The organism is Mycobacterium kubicae, from assembly GCF_015689175.1.
Taxonomy (GTDB): domain Bacteria; phylum Actinomycetota; class Actinomycetes; order Mycobacteriales; family Mycobacteriaceae; genus Mycobacterium; species Mycobacterium kubicae.
This window is the reverse complement of record NZ_CP065047.1, coordinates 1,345,492-1,368,371: the sequence shown is the minus strand read 5'-3', so window position 1 is coordinate 1,368,371 and position 22,880 is coordinate 1,345,492. Positions and strand designations below refer to the sequence as shown.

At 68.8% G+C, this 22,880-nt stretch carries 23 protein-coding genes; 8 read left to right on the top strand and 15 right to left on the bottom strand.

Features of this window, described 5'->3' with window-relative positions:
• Positions 1–38: 38 nt before the first annotated feature.
• The 7 genes from I2456_RS06545 to I2456_RS06515 form a co-directional block, all read right to left on the bottom strand.
• On the bottom strand, positions 39–677 hold the full coding sequence (locus tag I2456_RS06545) for a dTMP kinase (RefSeq protein WP_085072805.1): 639 nt from the start codon (positions 675–677) through the stop codon (positions 39–41).
• A 92-nt stretch (positions 678–769) separates the two neighbouring features.
• On the bottom strand, positions 770–2,248 hold the full coding sequence (gene ahcY, locus I2456_RS06540; RefSeq protein WP_068029063.1) for an adenosylhomocysteinase: 1,479 nt from the start codon (positions 2,246–2,248) through the stop codon (positions 770–772).
• A gap of 101 nt (positions 2,249–2,349) precedes the next feature.
• Entirely contained in the window at positions 2,350–2,955 is a 606-nt protein-coding gene (gene alkX, locus I2456_RS06535) for a TetR family transcriptional regulator AlkX (protein ID WP_068029059.1), read from the bottom strand.
• Between the two features lie 29 nt (positions 2,956–2,984).
• Positions 2,985–3,179: a rubredoxin gene (locus I2456_RS06530; RefSeq protein WP_068029057.1), complete on the bottom strand. Its 195-nt coding sequence runs from the start codon at positions 3,177–3,179 to the stop codon at positions 2,985–2,987.
• Positions 3,176–3,364, bottom strand: a complete 189-nt coding sequence (locus I2456_RS06525; RefSeq protein ID WP_085072804.1) for a rubredoxin — start codon at positions 3,362–3,364, stop codon at positions 3,176–3,178. Before I2456_RS06525 ends, I2456_RS06530 begins: the two co-directional genes overlap by 4 nt.
• On the bottom strand, positions 3,361–4,599 hold the full coding sequence (locus I2456_RS06520) for an alkane 1-monooxygenase (protein ID WP_085072803.1): 1,239 nt from the start codon (positions 4,597–4,599) through the stop codon (positions 3,361–3,363). Before I2456_RS06520 ends, I2456_RS06525 begins: the two co-directional genes overlap by 4 nt.
• Before the next feature lie 98 nt (positions 4,600–4,697).
• Positions 4,698–6,173 (bottom strand): amino acid permease, encoded by a 1,476-nt coding sequence (locus tag I2456_RS06515; RefSeq protein WP_085072802.1) that lies wholly within the window; start codon positions 6,171–6,173, stop codon positions 4,698–4,700.
• A gap of 64 nt (positions 6,174–6,237) precedes the next feature.
• On the opposite strand from I2456_RS06515, the gene I2456_RS06510 reads away from it, so the two are divergent.
• The gene (locus I2456_RS06510) at positions 6,238–7,656 is read left to right on the top strand and encodes an FAD-dependent oxidoreductase (protein ID WP_085072801.1); all 1,419 of its coding nucleotides are present in this window, start codon (positions 6,238–6,240) and stop codon (positions 7,654–7,656) included.
• On the opposite strand, the gene manA is transcribed toward I2456_RS06510, so the two are convergent.
• The 4 genes from manA to I2456_RS06490 all read right to left on the bottom strand — a co-directional run bounded on the left by manA (position 7,640) and on the right by I2456_RS06490 (position 11,980).
• Positions 7,640–8,866, bottom strand: a complete 1,227-nt coding sequence (manA, locus tag I2456_RS06505) for a mannose-6-phosphate isomerase, class I (protein WP_085072800.1) — start codon at positions 8,864–8,866, stop codon at positions 7,640–7,642. The genes I2456_RS06510 and manA overlap by 17 nt on opposite strands.
• A gap of 7 nt (positions 8,867–8,873) precedes the next feature.
• The gene (locus tag I2456_RS06500) at positions 8,874–9,974 is read right to left on the bottom strand and encodes a TobH protein (RefSeq protein WP_085072799.1); all 1,101 of its coding nucleotides are present in this window, start codon (positions 9,972–9,974) and stop codon (positions 8,874–8,876) included.
• Positions 9,971–11,368 carry a phosphomannomutase/phosphoglucomutase gene (locus I2456_RS06495; RefSeq protein ID WP_085072798.1) on the bottom strand — a complete coding sequence of 466 codons (1,398 nt, stop codon included), beginning with the start codon at positions 11,366–11,368 and terminating at the stop codon, positions 9,971–9,973. Before I2456_RS06495 ends, I2456_RS06500 begins: the two co-directional genes overlap by 4 nt.
• 90 nt (positions 11,369–11,458) lie before the next feature.
• The gene (locus I2456_RS06490; RefSeq protein ID WP_186246605.1) at positions 11,459–11,980 is read right to left on the bottom strand and encodes a DUF3499 domain-containing protein; all 522 of its coding nucleotides are present in this window, start codon (positions 11,978–11,980) and stop codon (positions 11,459–11,461) included.
• 178 nt (positions 11,981–12,158) lie between these two features.
• Here I2456_RS06490 and I2456_RS06485 point away from each other — a divergent pair, with 178 nt between their 5' ends.
• Positions 12,159–12,578 (top strand): metallopeptidase family protein, encoded by a 420-nt coding sequence (locus I2456_RS06485; RefSeq protein WP_068159192.1) that lies wholly within the window; start codon positions 12,159–12,161, stop codon positions 12,576–12,578.
• A 13-nt stretch (positions 12,579–12,591) separates the two neighbouring features.
• Here I2456_RS06485 and I2456_RS06480 read toward each other — a convergent pair whose 3' ends face one another.
• The gene (locus tag I2456_RS06480) at positions 12,592–12,936 is read right to left on the bottom strand and encodes a WhiB family transcriptional regulator (RefSeq protein WP_068029346.1); all 345 of its coding nucleotides are present in this window, start codon (positions 12,934–12,936) and stop codon (positions 12,592–12,594) included.
• 343 nt (positions 12,937–13,279) lie between these two features.
• Here I2456_RS06480 and cofD point away from each other — a divergent pair, with 343 nt between their 5' ends.
• From cofD to I2456_RS06460, 4 genes are read left to right on the top strand one after another with little or no spacing between them, the layout of a single operon-like run.
• On the top strand, positions 13,280–14,269 hold the full coding sequence (gene cofD / locus I2456_RS06475) for a 2-phospho-L-lactate transferase (protein WP_085072796.1): 990 nt from the start codon (positions 13,280–13,282) through the stop codon (positions 14,267–14,269).
• Entirely contained in the window at positions 14,266–15,627 is a 1,362-nt protein-coding gene (locus I2456_RS06470; RefSeq protein ID WP_085072795.1) for a coenzyme F420-0:L-glutamate ligase, read from the top strand. Before cofD ends, I2456_RS06470 begins: the two co-directional genes overlap by 4 nt.
• The gene (locus I2456_RS06465) at positions 15,624–17,201 is read left to right on the top strand and encodes an Eco57I restriction-modification methylase domain-containing protein (RefSeq protein ID WP_085072794.1); all 1,578 of its coding nucleotides are present in this window, start codon (positions 15,624–15,626) and stop codon (positions 17,199–17,201) included. Before I2456_RS06470 ends, I2456_RS06465 begins: the two co-directional genes overlap by 4 nt.
• The gene (locus I2456_RS06460) at positions 17,198–17,737 is read left to right on the top strand and encodes an NUDIX hydrolase (RefSeq protein ID WP_085072793.1); all 540 of its coding nucleotides are present in this window, start codon (positions 17,198–17,200) and stop codon (positions 17,735–17,737) included. The genes I2456_RS06465 and I2456_RS06460 overlap by 4 nt, the downstream gene beginning before the upstream one ends.
• On the opposite strand, the gene manB is transcribed toward I2456_RS06460, so the two are convergent.
• From manB to rfbD, 3 genes are read right to left on the bottom strand one after another with little or no spacing between them, the layout of a single operon-like run.
• Positions 17,719–18,798 (bottom strand): mannose-1-phosphate guanylyltransferase, encoded by a 1,080-nt coding sequence (gene manB, locus I2456_RS06455; protein ID WP_085072792.1) that lies wholly within the window; start codon positions 18,796–18,798, stop codon positions 17,719–17,721. The two genes, I2456_RS06460 and manB, sit on opposite strands and share 19 nt — an antisense overlap.
• Before the next feature lies 1 nt (position 18,799).
• A complete protein-coding gene (locus I2456_RS06450) occupies positions 18,800–19,693 on the bottom strand; it encodes a glycosyltransferase family 2 protein (protein ID WP_116645682.1) in 894 nt (297 codons plus the stop codon).
• A 34-nt stretch (positions 19,694–19,727) separates the two neighbouring features.
• Entirely contained in the window at positions 19,728–20,618 is an 891-nt protein-coding gene (gene rfbD / locus I2456_RS06445) for a dTDP-4-dehydrorhamnose reductase (RefSeq protein WP_085072791.1), read from the bottom strand.
• A 67-nt stretch (positions 20,619–20,685) separates the two neighbouring features.
• Between rfbD and I2456_RS06440 the strand changes: the two genes are divergently transcribed.
• Together I2456_RS06440 and I2456_RS06435 are read left to right on the top strand one after the other, a co-directional pair.
• Positions 20,686–22,152 carry an LCP family protein gene (locus tag I2456_RS06440; protein ID WP_085072790.1) on the top strand — a complete coding sequence of 489 codons (1,467 nt, stop codon included), beginning with the start codon at positions 20,686–20,688 and terminating at the stop codon, positions 22,150–22,152.
• Positions 22,140–22,859, top strand: coding sequence for a TIGR03089 family protein (locus I2456_RS06435; protein ID WP_085072789.1), 720 nt, complete (start codon positions 22,140–22,142; stop codon positions 22,857–22,859). The genes I2456_RS06440 and I2456_RS06435 overlap by 13 nt, the downstream gene beginning before the upstream one ends.
• The last annotated feature ends 21 nt before the right edge of the window (positions 22,860–22,880 follow it).

Sequence of the window (22,880 nt, the reverse complement as noted above, 5' to 3'; positions counted from 1 at the left end):
GGGCGTTTCTTTCTCAGTAACGGCAAAAACCGTCAAAATCAGCCTTTCGAGGACGCCAGAGTGGCGGCCAGAGCGCTCGGATCGACATCTGCGTCGACGACCAGCCACCGTCCACCCCAGCCCGCCGCGGCCAGTTGGGCGTACACCGCACCGGTGCGGTGCTGCAGGCCGTCGTCGCGTTCGTAGCTGTCCCGGGCCCGGCCGGGATCGGCTTCGGCGCGGCTGCGGGCGCGCTGTCCGGCCAGTTCGGTGGGCACCGCGAGCAGCACCTGCCAGTCCGGCGCGGGCAGTCCCAGCCGCTGGTATTCCAGCCGCTGCACCCAGGCCACCGCCTCGCCGGCGGCGTCTTGATGCAGCCGGGCCGCGCTGTAGGCCGCGTTGGAGGCGACGTAGCGGTCCAGGATCACCACGTCGTAGTCGCGCGTCAGCCCCTCGATCTGCGCGATGGCGGCGGCGCGGTCGAGCGCGAACAGCAGCGCCATTGCATAGACCGAGGACGACAGATCACCGTGCTCGCCGTGCAGCGCCTCGGCCGCGATGTCCGCGGTCACCGCTTGGCCGTACCGCGGGAACGCCAGCGTGGTCACCGACTTGCCGGCGGATTCGAACGCCGCCCGCAGCCCGTCGGTCAACGTGCGCTTGCCCGAACCGTCGACACCTTCGATCGCGATCAGCACCGCGCGAGCCTATCGGTGGTAGCGCGAGCAGACGCAGACTCGCACTGGAAGAGGTTCCTGCGTGCGATTCTGCGTCTGCTCGGCGGAGAAACTCAGTAGCGGTAGTGGTCCGGCTTGTAGGGGCCCTCGACGTCGACACCGAGGTATTCGGCCTGCTCCTTGGTCAGCTTGGTCAGCTTGCCGCCGAGCGCCTCGACGTGGATCTTGGCCACCTTCTCGTCCAGGTGCTTGGGCAGCCGGTAGACCTCGTTGTCGTACTCGTCGTTCTTGGTCCACAGCTCGATCTGGGCGATCACCTGGTTGGAGAAGCTGTTGCTCATCACGAACGACGGGTGGCCGGTGGCGTTACCCAGGTTGAGCAACCGGCCCTCGGAGAGCACGATGATCGACTTGCCGGTGTCGCCGAAGGTCCACTGGTCCACCTGCGGCTTGATGTTGAGCTTGGTGGCGCCGGAGCGCTCCAGTGCGGCCATCTGGATCTCGTTGTCGAAGTGGCCGATGTTGCCCAGGATCGCCTGGTCTTTCATCGCCTTCATGTGCTCGAGGGTGATGATGTCCTTGTTGCCGGTCGCGGTGACGACGATGTCGGCGTCGCCGATGACGTCCTCGACGCGTTGCACGTCGAAACCTTCCATCAGCGCCTGCAGCGCGTTGATGGGGTCGACCTCGGTGACGACGACGCGGGCGCCCTGCCCCTTGACCGACTCCGCGCAGCCCTTGCCGACGTCGCCGTAGCCGCAGATCAGCACCTTCTTGCCGCCGATCAGGGCGTCGGTGCCGCGGTTGATGCCGTCGATCAGGGAGTGCCGGCAGCCGTACTTGTTGTCGAACTTGGACTTGGTGACCGAGTCGTTGACGTTGATCGCCGGGAAGGCCAGGTCACCGGCCGCGGCGAACTGGTAGAGGCGCAGCACACCGGTGGTGGTCTCTTCGGTGACGCCCTTGACGGACTCGGCGATCTTGGTCCACTTGCCCTTGTCGGTCTCGAACCGGCGGCGCAGCAGGTCGAGGAAGATCTTCCACTCCGCCGAGTCGTCCTCTTCGGCGGATGGCACCACGCCGGCCTTCTCGTACTGCATGCCGCGCAGCACCAGCATGGTGGCGTCGCCGCCGTCGTCGAGGATCATGTTGGCCGGCTTGTCGGGGTCGGGCCAGGTCAGCATCTGCTCGGCGGCCCACCAGTACTCCTCGAGCGTCTCGCCCTTCCAGGCGAACACCGGAACACCCTTGGGCTCCTCGGGGGTGCCGTGCGGGCCGACGACGACGGCTGCCGCGGCGTGGTCCTGGGTGGAGAAGATGTTGCAGGACGCCCAACGCACTTCGGCGCCCAGCGCGGTGAGGGTTTCGATCAGCACGGCCGTCTGCACGGTCATGTGCAGTGAACCCGAGATGCGGGCGCCTTTGAGGGGTTGCACCTCGGCGTACTCGCGGCGCAGCGACATCAGGCCGGGCATCTCGTGCTCGGCGATGCGGAGCTCCTTGCGACCGAACTCCGCTAGCGACAGATCGGCGATCTTGAAGTCGATGCCGTTACGAACATCTGGGGTCAGCGCATTTTCCGTCGTCGTCATGGCGTGTTTGGTCCTTACTGGGAAAACTTACGGGGGCCGAGCAACTACTTAGCTTCGGTATGCTCTTGTGCCACTGTAGCCGTCGGCCCCCGGGCGTCATGTCAGGGGACGATGTTGACCCCGTGCCGCTCGGCGAACGGCGTCATCAACCGGGCCAAGTCCGCCGCGACGTCGTGGTCGGCCTCCGGCGGCATCGACACGTAGCTCAGGCACAGCCGCACGATCGCCCGCGACAGCACGTTGGCGTCGTCGTCGCTGGTGGCCACCCAGGTCTGGGTGAAAGCGGTGGCCAGCCGGGTCGAGGCGCGGGTGATGATGGGCGCACTGTCGGTGGTGATGAGCTGCAGCAGGTCCGGCTTGGCGACGCCGGTGAGCAGCGAGATCACCAGCGGATCGGCCGCCGACTCGGTGAAGAACGCCCGGAACCCCTGCAGGAAGGATTGGTAGATGTTGCCGACGTTGGCCTCGAGGGCGGCATGCACCTCGTCGACCAGGCGGTCGGCCAGGCGCAGTGCGTAGCCCTGCGCCAGGCCCTGCCGGGAGCCGAACTCGTTGTAGATGGTCTGCCGGCTGATGCCCGCGGAGCGCGCGACGTCGGACAGGGTGATCGCCGACCAGTCGCGGGTGAGCAGCAGGTCGCGCATCGCATCCAGCACCGAATCCCGGAGCAGGGCTCGCGACGCCTCGGCGTAAGGAATGCGCTTCACAGGCGCGACAATAGTCGTGTTCGAGGCGCTCACGGCCGAGCCACCTCGACCATGATGAAGTCGGACTTGGCCGCGCCGCAGTCCGGGCAGCTCCAGTCCTCCGGGATGTCGTCCCAGCGGGTGCCGGGCGCGATGCCGTCTTCGGGCCAGCCCAGCGCCTCGTCGTATTCGAAGCCGCACTGAACGCACTGGTACAGCTTGTAGTCGTTGGCCTGGTCGCTCATTTGCTCGCTCCTATCGGTTGGAAATCGACCTTTTCGCGCACCGAGCAGTCCGGGCAGCACCAGTCCTCGGGGATCTGGTCCCATCCGGTGCCCGGGGGGAAGCCTTCGCGGGCGTCGCCTTTGGCCTCGTCGTAGACGTAGTCGCAGACAGGGCACTGGTAGGCGTTTGACGCCGGGCTCGTCATGCGGCACCGCCATACCGAGCCAGCATCTTCTCCCGCAGCCGCGGTTGCACGTTCACCTTGGTGATGTCGCCGTCGTAGTGCGCGAGTACCCGGTGGTCCATCACCTTGCGCCACAACGGCGGGAAGTAGGTCAGCGAGATCATCGACGCGTACCCGCTGGGCAGGTTCGGCGACCCTTCCATGCTGCGCAGCGTCTGGTAGCGCCGGGTGGGGTTGGCGTGGTGGTCGCTGTGCCGCTGCAGGTGGTAGAGGAACAGGTTGGTGACGATGTGGTCGGAGTTCCAGCTGTGCACCGGCGCGCACCGCTCGTAGCGGCCGTTCGCGTTCTTCTGCCGCAACAGCCCGTAGTGCTCGAGGTAGTTGACGGCTTCCAGCAGGCTGAAGCCGAAGACCGCCTGGATGACGACGAACGGCAGCAGGCCCCACCCGAACACCGCGATCAACGCGCCCCACAGCACCAGCGACATGGCCCACGCGTTGAGCACATCGTTGGACAGGTAGGTCTTGGGGTGCCACGGGCTGTTGCCCTGGCGGCGGATGCGCTGCGCCTCCAGCTTGACCGCAGAACGCAGGCTGCCGAGGACGCTGCGCGGCAGGAACTCCCAGAACGTCTCCCCGAAGCGCGCCGAGGCGGGGTCCTCCGGCGTCGAGACGCGGACATGGTGGCCGCGGTTGTGCTCGATGTAGAAGTGGCCGTAGCAGGTCTGCGCCAGCGTGATCTTGGACAGCCAGCGCTCCAGGGAGTCCTTCTTGTGGCCCATCTCGTGCGCGGTGTTGATGCCGACGCCGCCGAGCACACCGACCGACAGCGCCAGGCCGAGCTTGCCGGCCCACCCCAGTCCGCCGTCGAAGCCCAGCCAGTGCAGGTCCGACGCGGTGAACAGGTAGGCGCCCAGCAGCACGCTCAGGTACTGGAAGGGGATGTAGAGGTAGGTGCAGTAGCGGTAGTACTTGTCGTTTTCCAGCCGCTCCATCACCTCATCAGGCGGGTTCTGGCCGTCGGGTCCGAAGCGCAGGTCCAGCAGCGGCAGCAGGACGTAGACCAGGATCGGGCCGATCCACAGCGGCACCTGTGCGCCGGCGTGCCAGCCCAGGTGGTTCATAGCCCAGATGATCGGCAGCATCACGAACAGCGCCGTCGGGGCGATCAGGCCCAGCAGCCACAGGTGGCGCTTCTTGTCGCGCCACTGTGCTGCGGGCAGCTCGGGGAGTTCGGATTGGTACTGGGTGGTCATATGCCAAACCTCCTTGTGAGTCACACCACGTTGGATTTGGACAATACCGCGCTCGGAGTCTCATGTCTAGACACGAAACGCTGTTTTGTAAACCAGAGCTAGATTTGGGCGCCGGCTTCCCGGCGGCCCTGCACCGAATGGCGCCGGCCGTACCCGAAGTAGATGGCGGCGCCGAGCACCAGCCAGACCGCGAACCTGATCCAGGTCAGGGCGGTCAGGTTCAGCATCAGCCACAGACACGCGCACACCGAGGCGATCGGGAGTGCCGGAACCCACGGCGCGCGGAACCCGCGCTCCAGGTCCGGGCGGCTGCGGCGCAGCACGATCACCCCGGCCGAGACCAGCACGAAGGCAAACAGCGTCCCGACGTTGACCATTTCCTCGAGTTTGGTGATCGGGAACACCGACGCGGTCGCGGCGATGACCACCGCGACCAGCACGGTGATCCGCACCGGGGTGCCCCGCGACCCGGTCTTGGCCAACTGCCGCGGCAGCAGGCCGTCGCGCGCCATCGCGAACAACACCCGGCACTGCCCGAGCATCAGCACCATCACCACGGTGGTCAGCCCGGCCAGCGCGCCGACCGAGATGATGCCGCTGGCCCAGTGCACCCCGTTGGCCGAGAACGCGGTGGCCAGGTTGGCCTGCCCGCCGCCGGCGCCGGTCCGCAGTTGCGTGTAGGACACCATGCCCGAGAGCACCACCGACACCGCCACGTAGAGCAGGGTGACGACGCCCAAGGAAGCCAGGATGCCGCGCGGGACGTCGCGCTGGGGGTACTTGGTCTCCTCGGCCATGGTGGCGACGATGTCGAACCCGATGAACGCGAAGAACACGATCGATGCACCCGCCAGCACGCCGTACCAGCCGTAGTGGCTGCCGCCGGCGCCGGTGACCAGCGACAGCACCGACTGGTCCACGCCGCTGCCCTCCTGCTCGGCCTGCGGCTTGGGAATGAACGGTGAGTAGTTGGCCGCCTTGACGTAGAACGCGCCGACGATCACCACCAAGAAAACGACCGACACCTTGATGGCGGTGACGACGGCGGAAAACCGCGACGACAGCTTGGTGCCCAGCGCCAGCAGCACCGCCACCGCGGCGACGATCACCAGCGCGCCCCAGTCCAGCTGAAACGACCCGAAACGCGCGGTGGCTCCGCCGAACCCGAACACGGTGCCCAAGTAGCTGGACCAGCCCTTGGCGACCACCGCGGCCCCGACCGCCAGTTCCAGCACCAGGTTCCAGCCGATGATCCAGGCCAGGAGCTCGCCGAAGGTGGCGTAGGAAAAGGTGTAGGCGCTGCCGGCGACCGGCAGGGTGGAGGCGAATTCGGCGTAACACAGTGCCGCCAGCGCGCAGGTGGCCGCGGCGATCAGAAACGAGATCCAGATCGCCGGGCCGGTGATGTCGCCGGTCGTCGACGCGGTGACGGTGAAGATGCCCGCGCCGATCACCACCGAGACGCCGAACACCATCAGGTCCCACCAGGTGAGCTCCTTGCGCAGTCGGGTGGTGGGCTCATCGGTGTCGGCGATCGACTGTTCCACCGACTTGATGCGCCATCGACCGGCCATGTCAACCGTCCCTGTTGTCGTGGGTCACCCGCTGGACCAGCACAGTAGTGGGTAGTCTGCGGGAATGCGGGGGAGCGTTCAAGACAGAGACCACGCGGTAGTCATCGGCGGCAGCATCGCCGGCTTGTGCGCCGCACGGGTCCTTTCCGACTTTTTCGACCGGGTAACGGTTTACGAGCGGGACAACCTGCCCAGCGCGCCGGCCAACCGCGCCACGGTCCCCCAGGACCGGCACCTGCACATGCTGATGGCGCGCGGGGCCAACGAGTTCGAAAGCCACTTCCCCGGGTTGCTGGACGACATGGTGGCCGCCGGTGTGCCGATGCTGGAAAACCGGCCCGACTGCATCCATCTGGGCGCCGCGGGCCATGTGCTGGGCACCGGTCATACCTTGCGCGACGAGTTCACCGCCTACGTGCCCAGCCGGCCGCACCTGGAGTGGCAGATCCGGCGCCGGGTCCGTGACATCGACAACGTCGAGATCGTGCAGCGCAACGTGTTCGAGCCGCGGTACGACCGCGCTCAGCGCAAGGTGACGGGCGTGCTGCTCGATCCCCCGGCCGACGGCCCGGGTGGGGAGCCGGAGTTCGTCGCCGCCGACCTGGTGGTCGACGCGGCCGGGCGCGGCACCCGGTTGCCGGTGTGGCTCGAGCAGTGGGGCTACCCGCGCGCGCCGGAGGCGATCATCGACATCGGCATCCACTACGCCACCCATCAGTTCCGGCTGCCCGAGGGCACGCTGCGGGAGAAGGTGGTGGTCGCCGGGGCGTCGCACGACCAGTCACTGGGGTTGGGCATGCTGCACTACGAAGACGGCACCTGGGTGCTGACCACGTTCGGGGTGGCCAACGCCAAACCCCCGCGGACCTTCCCCGAGATGCTCGCGCTGGCCGAGGAACTGCTGCCCGCCCACTTCAACGAGGCGCTGGCGAAAGCCACTCCCATCGGCGAACCGGCATATCACGCCTTCCCGGCGAGCAGGTGGCGCCGCTATCACAAGCTCAAGCGGTTCCCCGGCGGCATCGTGCCGTTCGGTGACGCGGTGGCCAGCTTCAACCCGACGTTCGGGCAGGGCATGACCATGACGTCGTTGCAGGCGGGTCATCTGCGCAAGGCGCTGGAAGCCACCGACAAAGATCTGGCCACCGAACTGGCTCGGCTCACCGCGAAGACCACCTATCCGGTGTGGATGATGAACGCCATCGGCGACATCACCTTCCACCACGCCGAGACCGGGCCCATCCCGTGGTGGTGGCGGCCGTCGGGCGCACTGTTCGACCAATTCCTCGGCGCGGCCGAGACCGAACCGGTGCTGGCCGAATGGTTTTTGCGCCGGTTCTCCCTGCTCGACAGCCTGTACATGATTCCGCCGCCGCGCATCGTCGGTCGCACCATCGCCCACAACATGCGGCTGTGGCTCAAAGAGCGCCGCGAGCTGCGCGGGCACACCGAAGAGCGCCGAGCGGTTACAAGCCGACCGTAGCCCGGAACAACGTCGCGGGTTCCTGCGCCCTCAGCCGGATCGGGCAGTCGTCGGCGGACACCCAGGCCGCGGCGCCCCGCTCGAGCGTGACCGAGCCGGACTTGCCACACACCGTCGTGGAGCCCTCGGTGCACAGCAGGATCTGCGGGCCGTCGTGACGGCAGGGCGCGTCGACCTCGTGGCCCAGGTGCTCGCCGTCGAGCACCAGCTGTGCCACCGCGAACTCCACGGCCGGGGTGTCGTACACCAGGCCCAGCCCGTCGCGCACGATCGGCGCCCGCAGCTGCGATTCGGCGGTGGGGGTGAAGTCCAGCACCCGCAACAGTTCGGGCACGTCGACGTGTTTGGGGGTCAGTCCGCCACGTAACACGTTGTCGGAGTTGGCCATCACTTCCACCGCGAAGCCGCGCAGATAAGTGTGCAGGTTGCCGGCCGGGAGGAAGATCCCCTCCCCGGGGGCCAGCGTGATGCGGTTGAGTAATAGCGCGGCCAGCACGCCGGCGTCGCCGGGATAGCGTTCGCCGAGTTCGAGGACCGTCTTGACTTCACCGGCGAATTCGGTGGCGCCCGAGCTGATGTACCCGATGGCGCCGTCGAGGACGGCGGGCACCAGCACGTCGATGTCGGGCTGCGGGGCGGTGATCCAGGTGGTGAACAGCGCGCGCAGTCCGTCGGCGTCGGACTGATCGCTCAGCAACCCGATGAACGGGTCGAGGTCGGAGACGTTGAGCGCCCGCAACAGCTCCGCCGTGCGGGCCGCGTGACGAAACCCGGCCAGCGCCTCGAACGGTTGCAGCGCCACCAGCAGCTCCGGCTTGTGACTGGTGTCGCGGTAGTTGCGGATCGGAGAGTTGACCGGAATGCCAAGGCGCTCTTCGCGCAAGTACCCTTCGACGGCCTGTTCGGCGCTGGGATGGGCCTGCAACGACAGCGGCTCGTCCGCGGCCAGCACCTTGACCAGAAACGGCAGCACGTCACCGAAACGCGCGCGCGCGCCGGAGCCCAGCTGCCCCTCTGGGTCGGCGACCAACGCCTCCAGCAAAGACTTTTCACCGTCGGGGGTCGCCAAGTAGGCGGGGTCACCCGGGTGCGCGCCGAACCACAGTTCCGCCTCCGGGTGCGCCGCGGGGACCTGCCGTCCGGTGAACTCGGCGATGGCGGTACGCGACCCCCACGCGTACGTGCGTAACGCTCCCCGCAGCAGTTCCACGGTCTCTCTATCCCCGGACCAATCGCAGATAAACGGCGGCCATCTCCAGCCGAACGGCCAATACTGCCAGTTGCTGTTCGGTGCGTCCGGCGCCCCCCGGCGCCACCGGCGCCGCCGTGGCGTCGAGTCCCTCGGCCGCATCGGGCACGTCGTGGGCCGAGACCAGGACGACGTCGTCGAGCCCGGCGACGCGGGCGCTGACCACCGTGCGCTCTTCGGCCAGCGTCAGCGCCAACACCCGCAGCCGCTGCGGCAGCGGACCGTCGAGCTCTTCGTCGTGGAACAGGCCCTCGGCCGCGTCGGGAAGACCGGCGGCCGGCCGGTCTCGCAGCGCCACCACGGCGTCGGCCAGTCCGGCCGCGGCGGTGGCCTGGTGGGCAATGCGCAGCAGGACCGAACTGCCGTGCCGGGCCAGCGCCACGGTGGCCGCGTTGTCACCCACCAGTGCGACCTGATGGTCGGATATGCGGGCGGCCAGGGTCTTGGCCGGATTGGTGAACACATCCCGGCCCGCGCTGTTGCGCAGCACCTCGGCGTCGAGTTCGTCGGCTAGGGCCGCCAGATCGATGGGCAGCCTCGGGTCGACGGTTCGCATGGCCGCCAACCCCGCGGCCAAGTAGCGGCATAACCCGAACTCGTCGCGGACCAACAGCCGCGGGGGCAGCGCCGCGACCCGCCCGGCCGTGGAGTCCCGCAGCGGACCCTCATAAGGCGCCACCACCAAAACCCTTGCGCCCCTGCGCACTCCGGTCGCCGCCGCCGCGATCAGCCCTGGGTCACCGGGGTCGTCTCCGGCGACGATCAACACGTCCAGCGGCCCCACCCACGCCGGCGCTTCGGTGGCCACCGCGATGGGCTCCGCGGCCGCGCCGCTCAGGGTCGCGGCGAGCATGGTCCCGGCGGTCTCGGCCGCGCCTCGCGTAGCCACCCAGATGATGGTGCGCGGACGCTCGTCGCTGCGCAGCAAGTCCAGGTCGCCCTCGTCGGCGGCTGCGGCGACCGCACGCACCTGCGCGCCGGCCATGGACGCCGACCGCAGCAGTGCGTCCCGGTCGGCGGCGATCAGGCCATCGGTGTCTTCGAAGTCGATGACCTGGGTGGCGCTCATGGTCCGCCCTTCTCCTGCGTTGTATGGGCCGCGATTTCCGCGCTGACGTGTTGCACGACGGTGTCGACATCTTCGGTGCTGCGGCCCTCGACGTTGAGCCGCAGCAACGGCTCGGTGTTGGAGCTGCGCAGGTTGAACCAGCTGCCGTCGCCCAGGTCGACCGTGACGCCGTCCAGGTGGTCGATGGAGTGGATGCGGCTGCCGAACGACTTCAGCACGCTTTCCACGCAGGCCGATGCGTCGGCCACGGTGAAGTTGATTTCCCCGGACGACTCATAGCGTTGGTAGTCCGCGGTCAGCTCGGACAGCGGCCGGTCCTGTTCGCCGAGGGCGGCCAGGACGTACAGGGCGGCCAGCATGCCGGAATCGGCGCCCCAGAAGTCCCGGAAGTAATAGTGCGCGGAGTGTTCGCCGCCGAAGATGGCGCCGCTGTCGGCCATCATCGCCTTGATATAGGAGTGTCCTACGCGTGAGCGCAACGGGGTGCCGCCGCGCTCGGCGACCAGTTCGGGCACCGCACGCGAGGTGATCACGTTGTGGATGACCGTGGCGCCGATCTCGCGCTGCAACTCCCGCGCGGCCACCAGGCTGGTGACCGTCGACGGCGATACCGGCTGGCCCCGCTCGTCGACCACGAAGCACCGGTCGGCGTCGCCGTCGAACGCCAGGCCGATGTCGGCATTGGTGTCGCGCACATAGGCCTGCAGGTCGACCAGGTTCGCCGGGTCCAGCGGATTGGCTTCGTGATTGGGGAAAGCTCCATCGAGCTCGAAATACAACGGCAACAAGGTGATCGACTCGATCGCGCCCAGTACCGCCGGCGCGGTGTGACCGGCCATGCCGTTGCCCGCGTCCACCGCCACCCGCAGCGGCCGCAAGTCGGTGGTGTTCACCAGCGATCGCAGGAAGTCGCCGTACTCGGCCAGCACGTCCTTGTCGGTGATGTTTCCCGCCGGCCCGTCGAACCCGGGAACCCCGGCGATCAGGGCGTCGCTGATGGTCTTCAATCCCGTGTCGGCGCCGACCGGTTTGGCGCCGGCCCGGCACAGTTTGATGCCGTTGTAGGCCGCCGGGTTGTGGCTGGCGGTGAACATCGCGCCGGGGCAGTCGAGCAACCCGGAAGCGAAGTAGAGCTGGTCGGTCGACGCCAAACCGATGCGCACCACGTCGAGCCCCTGGCCGGTGACCCCGGCCGCAAACGCCGCGGCCAGCGCCGGGGAGCTGTCGCGCATGTCGTGACCGATGACCACCTGGCTTGCGTCTTCGCCGCGCATGAGCCCGGCGAACGCCGCGCCGACGTCGTTTACCAGCGGTTCGGTGATCTCCTCACCGACGAGTCCGCGAACGTCATACGCCTTGATGACACGGTGGATAGCCGCGGCGGGCCAAGACATTCTCGGGGTCTCCTGACGACCTTGGTGTTATTCAACTCTTGGCGTCAGCCTATCCGCCCGGCGAAGGGGCGGCCCCAAACGGTCGGACCGTCAGTCGGCGGGATCGGGCAATACCCGAAGATGTCCCCGCCGGCGTCCGGACCGACGCTCGGGGGGTGCGAGCACCCCACCGCTGGGTGCGGCGGCATGTGCCCCGGCGGACTGCAGGTGCGGATCACTCGCAACTCCGACCGAGGGCGGGGGCACGTCGTCCCCGTAACCGTCGTACGTGTCGGAGCCATTCAGGTAACCGTTGAGCGGCGCGCCCGAAGCGCCGGCGTAGGACCGGGTTGCGCCGGAACGGCCTTCGCGCACGGCATCCGCCAGCGCCACCAGGTCATCCTCGTCGGGATGGGTGGGCTCGAGGGTAAGAGGTCCGGCGTGGCGCACGAGCTCCCACCCACGCGGTGCGGTGATGCGGCCGGCATGACCGACGCACAAATCCCAGGAGTGGGGTTCGCGCGCGGTAGCGAGCGGACCCACCACGGCAGTCGAGTCCGAGTAGACGAACGTCAACGTTGCCACTGCGTAGTGCGGACACCCGGGCCGGCAGCAGCGACGGGGTACGTTCACGTTCGAAAGGCTATCGTGCGGCAACGCCGCCGAAGCGACGGACACGCGCATCCGGCGTTCGATGTCTAACCGTTACGATCGGCGCGTGAGCGATCCGCACGGCTTCCCGCGAAGCGGTCGGTTCGAGCCCGGGTCGGTACGGCCGCCCGCCCACCGGGGGCGGCGGCGGGGGCGAGATCTGCGGGGTCCGTTGTTGCCGCCGACCGTCCCGGGGTGGCGCAGTCGCGCCGAGCGCTTCGACATGGCGGTGCTCGAGGCATACGAACCCATCGAGCGGCGCTGGCACGACCGGGTGGCAGAACTTGACGTCGCGGTCGACGAGATTCCGCGCATTGCGGCCAAGGATCCCGAGAGTGTGCAATGGCCGCCGGAGGTCATCGCCGATGGACCCATCGCGCTGGCCCGGTTGATCCCCGCCGGGGTCGACGTTCGCGGCAACGCAACGCGGGCGCGGATTGTGTTGTTTCGCAAGCCAATTGAGCGACGCGCGAAAGACACCGTCGAGCTCGCTGAGTTACTGCACGAGATCTTGGTGGCCCAGGTGGCGATCTACCTGGACGTAGAGCCCTCGGTCATCGACCCGACGATCGATGACTGACTGACGCAAGCGGTCAGATGATGCCGCGCTTGAGGCGGCGACGCTCCCGCTCCGACAGACCGCCCCAGATACCGAAGCGCTCGTCATGAGCCAGGGCGTAGTCGAGGCATTCGTGACGGACCTCGCACCCCAGGCAAATCTTCTTGGCCTCGCGGGTGGAGCCGCCCTTCTCTGGGAAGAACGCCTCGGGATCCGTTTGCGCGCACAGCGCGCGGTCCTGCCACTGATCGGCCGGCACCGGTTCGGGTTCAGGTTCGAATGCGACCGGCGCATCGGGAACCACGCTCAGGTGAGGACGCATGGGTGCCACAGGGGGCACCGTCGCCGATCCGGCAGTGGTGTGCGGTGCGCTACCCATCAGGCCCCTAAGGTGCTCATAGGACATGCCTCCGCCTCCTCACTAATAGAGTGAAATGGTTGCCACTGTTTTGATGTACAGCTACCTAATTCGAACAAGTGATCGAATCTCGGTCTGCGACACCGGAACCGGCCGGCCAACCGGGAAATGACACTGATGTGATTAGACACGGGTTCACAGGTTCGCGCAAGCGTTTCGCCGCATTTCCATATCAGTTCGTGACCAATTTTCGGCGTTTCTGTTGTGAATGGATACCGGCGTGTCTGGTGTTACTGATCACAGGTTCCGCGGGTGGCTCTAGCGCCGAAGATCCGTGCGGCACCGGCAGGTACTGTCCTGCGGTGTGAAGGTCACCGTTCTAGTCGGTGGAGTCGGCGGCGCCCGGTTTCTGGTCGGGGTCCAGCAGTTGCTCGGTCTAGGCCAGTATGCCCCACCGCATTCCGAGCCGGGTCACGAGCTGCGCGCCGTGGTCAACATCGGTGACGACGCGTGGATTCACGGGGTGCGCGTGTGCCCGGATCTGGACACCTGCATGTACACCCTCGGCGGTGGCGTTGACCCACAGCGCGGCTGGGGCCACCGCGGCGAAACCTGGAATGCCATGGCGGAGTTGGCCGCCTATGGCGTGCAGCCCGATTGGTTCCAACTCGGGGACCGCGACCTGGCCACCCATCTGGTGCGCACGCAAATGCTCAATGCCGGCTACCGACTGACCCAGATCACCGCGGCGTTGTGTGACCGCTGGCAACCCGGTGCGCTGCTGCTCCCGGCCAGTGACGACCGTTGTGAAACGCACGTGGTGATCACCGATCCGGCCGACCAGACCACGCGGGCCATTCACTTCCAGGAATGGTGGGTGCGCTACCGCGCGCAGGTGCCCACGCACAGCTTCGCCTTCATCGGTGCCGAAAAGGCGGCCGCCACAAGCGAAGCGGTGGCGGCCATCGCCGAGGCCGACGTCATCCTGGTGGCACCGTCCAATCCGGTGGTCAGCGTCGGCGCCATCCTGGCCGTCCCCGGTATCCGCGCGGCGTTGCGCGCAGCGAGCGCCCCAATCGTCGGCTACTCCCCCATTATCGGCGGAAAACCGTTGCGCGGCATGGCCGATGCCTGTCTGTCCGTCATCGGAGTGGAGTCCACCGCCGAGGCGGTCGGTCAGCACTACGGTGCCCGCCGGGGCACCGGGATACTGGACTGCTGGCTCGTCCACGAGGGCGATCGTGCCGACATCGACGGGGTGGCGGTGCGAGCGATACCGCTGTTGATGAGCGATCCGAAAGCGACCGCCGAGATGGTGCGCGCGGGCCTCGAGCTTGCGGGCGTGGCCCCGTGACCCGTCCGGCGGACCCACCCGGCGAGCACGGCGCGGCCGCGACGATCGAGATCCTGCCGGTGATCGGGCTGCCGGAGTTCCGTCCCGGTGACGACGTGGGCGCGGCCCTGGCCGCGGCCGCGCCGTGGCTGCGCGACGGTGACGTCGTCGTGGTGACCAGCAAGGTGATCTCCAAGTGCGAAGGCCGACTGGTGCCCGCACCGGCCGACGAGGAAGAGCGAGACCGGTTGCGGCGCAAGCTCGTCGAACAAGAGGCGGTGCGAGTGCTGGCGCGCAAGGGCCGCACCCTGATCACCGAGAACCGGTTCGGGCTGATCCAGGCGGCCGCCGGAGTGGACGGCTCCAATGTCGAGCGGTCCGAGCTGGCGCTGCTGCCTGAGGATCCCGATGCCAGTGCCGCGGCGGTGCGCGCGGGGCTGCGCGAACGGCTCGGTGTCAACGTCGGCGTGGTCATCACCGACACCATGGGCCGTGCCTGGCGCAACGGCCAGATCGACGCCGCGGTGGGCGCGGCCGGGTTGCCGGTGCTGCACAACTATTCCGGTGCCGTCGACGCCTACGGCAATGAACTGGTGGTCACCGAGATAGCGGTGGCCGACGAGATCGCGGCCGCGGCCGATCTGGTGAAGGGCAAACTGACCGCGCTGCCGGTGGCGGTGGTGCGCGGGCTGACCCTGACCGATGACGGCTCGACGGCCCGGCAGTTGCTGCGCGCCGGTGAAGAAGACCTGTTCTGGCTCGGCACCGCCGAAGCGATCGACCTGGGCCGCCGGCAGGCGCAACTGCTGCGACGGTCGGTGCGCCGGTTCAGCGACGAGCCGGTACCCGCCGAACTGGTCGAGGCCGCCGTCGCCGAGGCACTGACCGCACCCGCCCCGCACCACACCCGCCCGGTGCGGTTCGTGTGGCTGACCACCCAGGCCACCCGCACCCGCCTGCTCGACCGCATGAAAGACAAGTGGCGCACCGACCTCGCCGGTGACGGGAGGCCCGCCGAGTCGATCGAACGCCGGGTGGCACGCGGCCAGATCCTCTATGACGCACCGGAAGTCGTCATCCCCTTCCTGGTTCCCGACGGCGCGCACAGCTACCCCGACGCCGCCCGTACCGAAGCCGAGCACACCATGTTCACCGTGCCGGTCGGCGCGGCCGTACAGGCGTTGCTGGTCGCGCTGGCGGTGCGCGAGGTGGGCAGTTGCTGGATCGGCTCGACGATCTTCGCCGCCGATCTGGTTCGCGAAGTGCTGGAGCTGCCCGCCGACTGGGAACCGTTGGGCGCCATCGCCGTCGGCTACCCGGCCGAGCCCGCCGGGCCGCGTGACCCGGTGGCCGTCACCGACCTGTTGCTCCGCAAGTGACGACGTTCGCGGGCAAGGCGCCCGCCTCGGCCGACAAGGTCCGCGGCGGCTATTACACCCCCGCGCCCGTCGCGCGGTTCCTGGCCGACTGGGTGTGTCAGGCCGGCCCGCGCGTCCTGGAACCCGCCTGCGGCGACGGCCGCATCCTGCGCGAGCTTGCCGCCCGCAGCCATCGTGCGCACGGGGTGGAACTCGACGGCCAGGAGGCGGCCAAGGCTCGCCGGTTCGCCTCCGTCGACACCGAAGACTTCTTCACCTGGGTTCCCGATGGCGGCGGCTGGGACGGCGTGGCCGGCAACCCGCCCTACATCCGCTTCGGCAACTGGGCGTCCGAGCAGCGTGAGCCGGCGTTGGCGCTGCTGGCCCGCGAAGGGTTGCGCCCCACCAAATTGACCAATGCCTGGGTCCCGTTCGTCGTGGCCAGCACCACGCTGGTGCGCGACGGCGGGCGCGTCGGGCTGGTCTTGCCCGCGGAGTTGCTGCAAGTCGGCTACGCCGCGCAGCTCCGCGAGTTCCTGCTGCGCCGGTATCGGGAGATCACGCTGATCAGCTTCCAGCGCCTGGTGTTCGACGGCATCCTGCAGGAGGTCGTGTTGTTCTGCGGCGTGGTCGGCCGCGCACCGGCTCCGGCGCGGATCCGCACTGTGGCGGTGCGCGACGCCGACGCGCTGGCGCACGCCGATCTTCAGGTCGAGTGGGCCCCGGCGCTGCTGCACGAGCAGGAGAAGTGGACCAAGTACTTCCTCGACCCTGCCGCGATCGACTTGTTGCGGACCCTCAAGCGCTCCGACTCGCTCACCAGGATGGGCCGGCTGGCCGAGGTCGACGTGGGCATCGTGACCGGCCGCAACAGCTTCTTCACCTTCACCGACGCCGACGCGCACACACTGGGCCTCCGCGACCACTGCGTCCCGCTGGTTTCGCGCAGCGCCCAGCTCACCGGCCTGGTGTACGACAGTGGTTGCCGCGCCGGCGATCTGGCGACGCACCACCGCACCTGGCTGCTCAATGCGCCACCGGAACCCAGTGACCCGGCGCTGCTGGCCCACATCGCCTCCGGCGAACAAGCCGGTGTGCAGCAGGGCTACAAGTGCTCGGTGCGTACGCCGTGGTGGCGGACGCCGTCACTGTGGGTTCCCGACCTGTTCCTGCTGCGCCAGATTCACCGGGCGCCACGGCTGACCGTCAACGCCGCGGCCGCCACGAGCACCGACACCGTGCATCGGGTCCGCGTCAAGGCGGAGGTGGATCCGACCGCGCTGGCCGCGGTGTTCCACAACAGCGCCACCTTCGCGTTCGCCGAGATCCTGGGCCGCAGCTACGGCGGCGGCATTTTGGAGCTGGAACCCGCCGAAGCCGAGCAGCTGCCGATTCCCGCGCCGACGCCCGCCGACACCGAACTCGCCGCAGACGTCGACCTGTTGTTGCGGGCCGGCGAGGTCGAGAAGGCACTCGACCTGGTCGATCGGCGGGTGCTGGTCGAGCGGTTGGGCTGGTCGCCGCAACTGGTCGCCGGGTGCCGCGAAGCGTGGGCGACGCTGCGGGATCGTCGGCGCAAGCGAGGGGCGCGGTGACGCTGCGCGACTCGGTCATCGCGACCCTCACCGACTGGCAGGCCCCGGACCCGGGGCAGGACTCAGTGCGTCATGCGGTGTTGGCCTTCGTCGAGGCCCGCACCGACGCCTGCCGTCGGGACTGCACGCCCGGGCACGTCACGGCATCGGCGCTGGTGGTCGACGACGGCGGACAGGTGTTGCTCACCCTGCATCCGCGCATCGGCCGCTGGGTGCAACTGGGTGGCCATTGCGAGGACGACGAGAACATCCTGGCCGCGGCGCTGCGCGAGGCCACCGAGGAATCCGGCATCGCCGGCTTGCGGATGGCGCCCGACCTGGTCGCCATCCATGTGCACCCGGTGGTGTGCTCGCTGGGCGTGCCGACTCGGCACCTGGACCTGCAATTCCTGGCGCACGCGCCGGCCGGGGCGCAGATCGCGATCAGCGACGAGTCGGTGGATCTGCGGTGGTGGCCGCCGGATGCGCTGCCGCCCGATGCCGACGACGGGCTGAAGTATCTGGTCGCCCGCGCGACTCAGACGTCCGAGGAGTAGCGGATCCCGCCGTCGGGCAACGACACCCCCGGCCACACCCGCGCACCACGCAGCAGCTCACAGCGCGCACCGATGTCGGCGCCGTCACCGATGACACCGTCGCGGATGAGCGCCCGCGGGCCGATCCGCGCACCGAAGCCGATGATCGAACGCTCGATCACGCTGCCCGCTTCCACCTTCACACCGTCGAAGATCACCGCACCGTCCAGCCGCACACCGGGGCCGATCTCGGCGCCGCGCCCGACGACGGTGCCGCCGATCAGCACCGCGCCGGGAGACACCGCGGCACCGTCGTGCACCAACTGCTCGCCGCGGTGGCCGTGCAGGGCCGGCGACGGCGCGATGCCGCGGACCAGGTCGGAGGATCCGCGCACGAAGTCCTCCGGGGTACCCATGTCCCGCCAATAGGTGGCATCGACGTAGCCGCACACCTTGACGTCGGCGGCCGACAGCAGCGTCGGGAACACCTCCCGCTCCACCGACACCTCGCGGCCCCGGGGGATGCGGTCGATGACGTGGCGCTCCAAGACGTAGCAGCCGGCGTTGATCTGGTCGGTCGGCGGATCCTGGGTCTTCTCCAAGAATGCGGTGACCCGGCCGTCGGCGTCGGTGGGCACGCAGCCGAACGCGCGCGGATCACCCACCCGCACCAGGTGCAGCGTGACGTCGGACTGATGCGCTTGGTGGAAGTCCAGCAGCTGGCCTAGGTCGGCGCCGGACAGGACGTCGCCGTTGAACACCAGCACGGTGTCGTGGCGCAGCTTGCCGGCCACATTGGCGATCCCGCCGCCGGTGCCCAGCGGATTTTCCTCGGTCACGTACTCGATCTGCAGGCCCAGCTTGGACCCGTCGCCGAACTCCGCCTCGAACACCTCGGCGCGGTAGGACGTCCCCAGGATCACGTGTTCGATGCCGGCCGCGGCGATCCGCGACAACAGATGGGTCAGGAACGGCAGCCCGGCGGTCGGCAGCATCGGCTTGGGCGCCGACAGGGTCAGGGGCCGCAGCCGGGTGCCTTTGCCGCCGACCAGGACCACCGCATCGACTTGGTGGGTGTCCAACTCAGTGCCGCCCTTCTGCCAGGTTCAGTTCGCGCCGCCCCTTGCGCAGTTCGCGGCGCACCATCAGGCGCGAGCGCATCGCCAACGATCCGCGCAGCATCCAGCGCAACGGAGCGCGCCGCCAACCGGCATGGCGATCCGCCAAGAAGATATAGGTACTGCGGTGATGGGCGGCCAGGTGACTAGCCGGGTCCCGTCCCGTCGAATGCCCCTTGTGGTGCAGAACTTCGGCGGACGGCACGTAGACCGACAGCCAGCCCGCTTTGCCCAGCCGGTCGCCGAGGTCCACGTCCTCCATGTACATGAAGTAGCGCTCGTCGAACCCGCCCACTTCGCTGAACGCCGCCCGGCGGACCAGCAGGCACGACCCGGACAGCCAGCCCACCGGTCGTTCGGTGGGTTCCAGGCGCTCCTGCCGGTAGGCCGCGGTCCACGGATTGCGCGGCCAGATCGGCGCGAGCACGGCGTGCATGCTGCCGCGGACCAGGCTGGGTAGGTGGCGCGCCGAGGGGTAGACCGAGCCGTCGGGATCGCGGATCAGCGGCCCCAACGCCCCGGCCCGGGGCCAGCGTTGGGCCGCCTCCAGCAGGGCATCGATGCTGCCCGGGCCCCATTGCACGTCGGGATTGGCGACGATGACCCAGTCCTGCATCCAGGCTTCGTCGGCCAGCCCGTCGAGTTGGGCTACGGTGCGGTTGACCGCGGTTCCGTAACCGAGGTTGGCTCCGGTCGGCAGCAACCGCACGTTGGGGTAGCGCTCGACGGCGGCCTGCGGGGTTCCGTCGGTGGAGCCGTTGTCGGCCAGCAGGACGCTGACCGGGCGATCGGTGGCCAGCGACAACGACGCCAGGAAGCGCTCCAGGTGCGGACCCGGCGAATAGGTCACCGCAACCACCGGCAGGACGTCAGTCACGCGTAGAGGGTAACGCTCACTTCGCGGTGGCTTGGTTGGCAGCCGCCAGCGCAGCGACAAGTGCACTGCGCCAAGGCCGTAGCGGTGTCAGGCCGGCCGCCTCCCAGGACCGTCCCGACAGCGCGGAATACGACGGCCGGGGGGCGGGGCGCGGGAACTCGTCGCTGCTCACCGGGTGCACGCGCCGCGGGTCGGCGCCGCTTTCCTCGAACACCGCCTGCGCCTGCCCGAACCGGGACACCGCGCCCTGGTTGGCGGCGTGTAGCACCCGTCCGCGCGCGTTGTCGTTCGGCAAGGAGTCGGCGAGTTCCAGCAGCGCGGCGGCCAGGTCGGCGGCGTAGGTCGGCGAGCCGGTCTGGTCGTCGACGACCTTGATCGGGCCGTCTGAGCCGGCCAGCCGTTGCATGACGGCGACGAAGTCCTTGGTGGCTCCCCCGGTGTAGACCCAGGCGGTGCGCACCACGATGGCCTGCGGCAGTGCGGCCAGCACGGCCTGCTCGCCGGCGAGTTTGCTGCGGGCGTACACCCCTTGCGGCGCCGTTTGGTCGTCGGGCTCGTACGGGCGCGGCGGCGCGCCGCCGAAGTCCCCGTTGAAGACGTAGTCGGTCGAGACATGCACGAAGTCGGCGCCCACCCGCCCGCAGGCGCGGGCCAGGTGCTCGGGACCGGTGGCGTTGACGGCGTAGGCGCCCGCTTCGTCGCTTTCCGCACCGTCGACGTCGGTGTAGGCCGCGCAGTTGAGCACCACGTCGCCGTCCTGGATGAACCGCTCGGCGGCCGCCGGGTCGGTGATGTCCCACTCCGAGGAGGTCTTGGCGAGCAGGTCGCGGCCCTGGCGTCCGGCCAGCGCCACCAGATGGCCGCCCAACTGCCCGCCCGCACCCGTGATCACGATCCTTCGCGACATGGTCCCGAGTCTGGCACGCCGGGCTCGGCTACCCGGAAAGCGGCTGTGACACAAGTAGCCTACAGTGATGCCTGTGCAACGTGTGGTTCGCGCGGTTGCCACCGCATTGACCCTCGCCATCGTCCTTGGCACCGGAGTCGCGTGGACCAACGTCAAGTCCTTCGAGGACGGCATCTTCCACATGTCGGCGCCGTCGCTGGGCCACGGCGCCGACGACGGCGCGATCGACATCCTGCTGGTCGGCCTGGACAGCCGCACCGACGCGCACGGCAACCCGCTGACCGCCGAAGAACTGGCCACCCTGCGCGCCGGTGACGAGGAAGCCACCAACACCGACACGATCATCTTGGTCCGCATCCCCAACAACGGGAAGTCCGCGACGGCGATCTCCATCCCCCGCGACTCCTATGTGCAGGCACCGGGGCTGGGCAAGACGAAGATCAACGGCGTCTACGGCCAGACCCGGGAAGCCAAGCGCACGACGTTGGTGAAGGCCGGGGCGTCGGCCACCGAAGCCGCCGCCGCGGGCACCGAGGCCGGGCGTGAGGCGCTGATCAAGACGGTCGCCGACCTCACCGGCGTCACGGTCGACCACTACGCCGAGATCGGGCTGCTCGGCTTCGCGTTGATCGCCGACGCGCTCGGCGGTGTCGACGTCTGCCTCAAAGAGCCGGTGTTCGAACCACTTTCGGGCGCCGACTTCCCCGCCGGGCAGCAGAAACTCAACGGGCCCCAAGCGCTCAGCTTCGTCCGGCAGCGCCACGAGTTGCCTCGCGGCGACCTCGACCGGGTGGTGCGCCAACAGGCGGTGATGGCCTCACTGGCCCACCGCGTCATCTCCGGCAAGACCCTGTCGAGCCCCACCACGCTCAAGCGACTGGAGCAGGCCGTGCAGCGCTCGGTGGTGCTGTCCTCCGGCTGGGACATCATGGACTTCGTCCGCCAGCTGCAACAGCTGGCCGGCGGCAACGTCGCCTTTGCCACCATTCCGGTGCAAGACGGGGCGGGGTGGAGTGACGACGGCATGCAAAGCGTGGTCCGGGTGGACGCCCACCAGGTGCAGGACTGGGTTGGCAGCCTGCTGCACGAGCAAGATCAGGGCAAGACCGAAGAATTGGCCTACACCCCGGCCAAGACCACGGTCAACGTCGTCAACGACACCGATATCAACGGCCTGGCCGCGGCGGTGTCAGATGTTTTGTCCGGCAAAGGCTTCAGCACGGGCAACGTCGGCAACAACGACGGCGGGCACGTGAAGGCCAGCCAGGTGCGCGCCAACAAGACCGATGACCTGGGCGCGCAGCAGGTCGCCAAGGAACTGGGTGGATTGCCGGTGATTTCCGACCCGTCGCTGGCGGCCGGAGCGGTGCGGGTGGTGCTGGCCAACGACTACACCGGCCCGGGCTCCGGGCTGGAAGGCGGCGGCACCGTGACGCCGGCTCGGGCCAACATCGTCGGCTCCAACACCGACACCGCTCCCCCGCCCTCGCCGATTCTGACCGCCGGTTCCGACAAGCCCGAATGCATCAGCTGACCACGCTCAGCGGCGCCATCCTGGACCCGATGCTGCGCGCCGACCCCGTCGGCCCGCGCATCACCTACTACGACGATGCCACCGGTGAACGCATCGAACTGTCCGCGGTGACCCTGGCCAACTGGGCCGCCAAGACCGCCAACCTGTTGCGCGACGAGCTGGGCGCCGGGCCGGGCAGCCGGGTCGCGGTGCTGCTGCCGGCGCACTGGCAGACCGCCGCCGTGTTGTTCGGGGTGTGGTGGATCGGCGCCGAGGTCCTGTTGGAACCCGACGCTGCCGACCTCGCGCTGTGCACCGCCGAGCGGCTGGACGAGGCCGACGCCGCCGTCGCCGGCGGGGAGGTCGCGGTGTTGTCGCTCGACCCCTTCGGCAAGCCGGCCGCGGACCTGCCCGTGGGCGTCACCGACTACGCGACCGCCGTGCGCGTCCACGGCGACCAGATCGTTCCCGAGGGCCGGCCCGGTCCGGCGCTGGCCGGCCGTTCGGTGGAGCAGGTGTTGGCCGACTGCGAAACCTCCGCCGCGACACGGGGTTTGACGGCCGCCGACCGGGTGCTGTCCACGGCCTCGTGGACCACTCCCGACGAGCTGGTGGACGGCCTGCTGGCGGTGCTGTCCGTCGGTGCGTCGTTGGTGCAGGTCGCCCATGCCGACGCGGCGGCGCTGCCGCGCCGCATCGAGACCGAAAAGGTCACCCGGTCGCTCTAGACGTGGCCCGGGCGCGGCCAG

Bases quoted from the DNA above. Each gene is read 5' to 3' on its own strand.
- ahcY (WP_068029063.1), bottom strand. From the start codon at position 2,248: ATGACGACGACGGAAAATGCGCTGACCCCAGATGTTCGTAACGGCATC.
- I2456_RS06530 (WP_068029057.1), bottom strand. From the start codon at position 3,179: ATGAGCGACCAGGCCAACGACTACAAGCTGTACCAGTGCGTTCAGTGC.
- I2456_RS06525 (WP_085072804.1), bottom strand. From the start codon at position 3,364: ATGACGAGCCCGGCGTCAAACGCCTACCAGTGCCCTGTCTGCGACTAC.
- I2456_RS06520 (WP_085072803.1), bottom strand. From the start codon at position 4,599: ATGACCACCCAGTACCAATCCGAACTCCCCGAGCTGCCCGCAGCACAG.
- I2456_RS06515 (WP_085072802.1), bottom strand. From the start codon at position 6,173: ATGGCCGGTCGATGGCGCATCAAGTCGGTGGAACAGTCGATCGCCGAC.
- I2456_RS06510 (WP_085072801.1), top strand. From the start codon at position 6,238: ATGCGGGGGAGCGTTCAAGACAGAGACCACGCGGTAGTCATCGGCGGC.
- I2456_RS06500 (WP_085072799.1), bottom strand. From the start codon at position 9,974: ATGAGCGCCACCCAGGTCATCGACTTCGAAGACACCGATGGCCTGATC.
- I2456_RS06495 (WP_085072798.1), bottom strand. From the start codon at position 11,368: ATGTCTTGGCCCGCCGCGGCTATCCACCGTGTCATCAAGGCGTATGAC.
- I2456_RS06480 (WP_068029346.1), bottom strand. From the start codon at position 12,936: ATGGGTAGCGCACCGCACACCACTGCCGGATCGGCGACGGTGCCCCCT.
- rfbD (WP_085072791.1), bottom strand. From the start codon at position 20,618: ATGTCGCGAAGGATCGTGATCACGGGTGCGGGCGGGCAGTTGGGCGGC.
- I2456_RS06440 (WP_085072790.1), top strand. From the start codon at position 20,686: ATGCCTGTGCAACGTGTGGTTCGCGCGGTTGCCACCGCATTGACCCTC.
- I2456_RS06435 (WP_085072789.1), top strand. From the start codon at position 22,140: ATGCATCAGCTGACCACGCTCAGCGGCGCCATCCTGGACCCGATGCTG.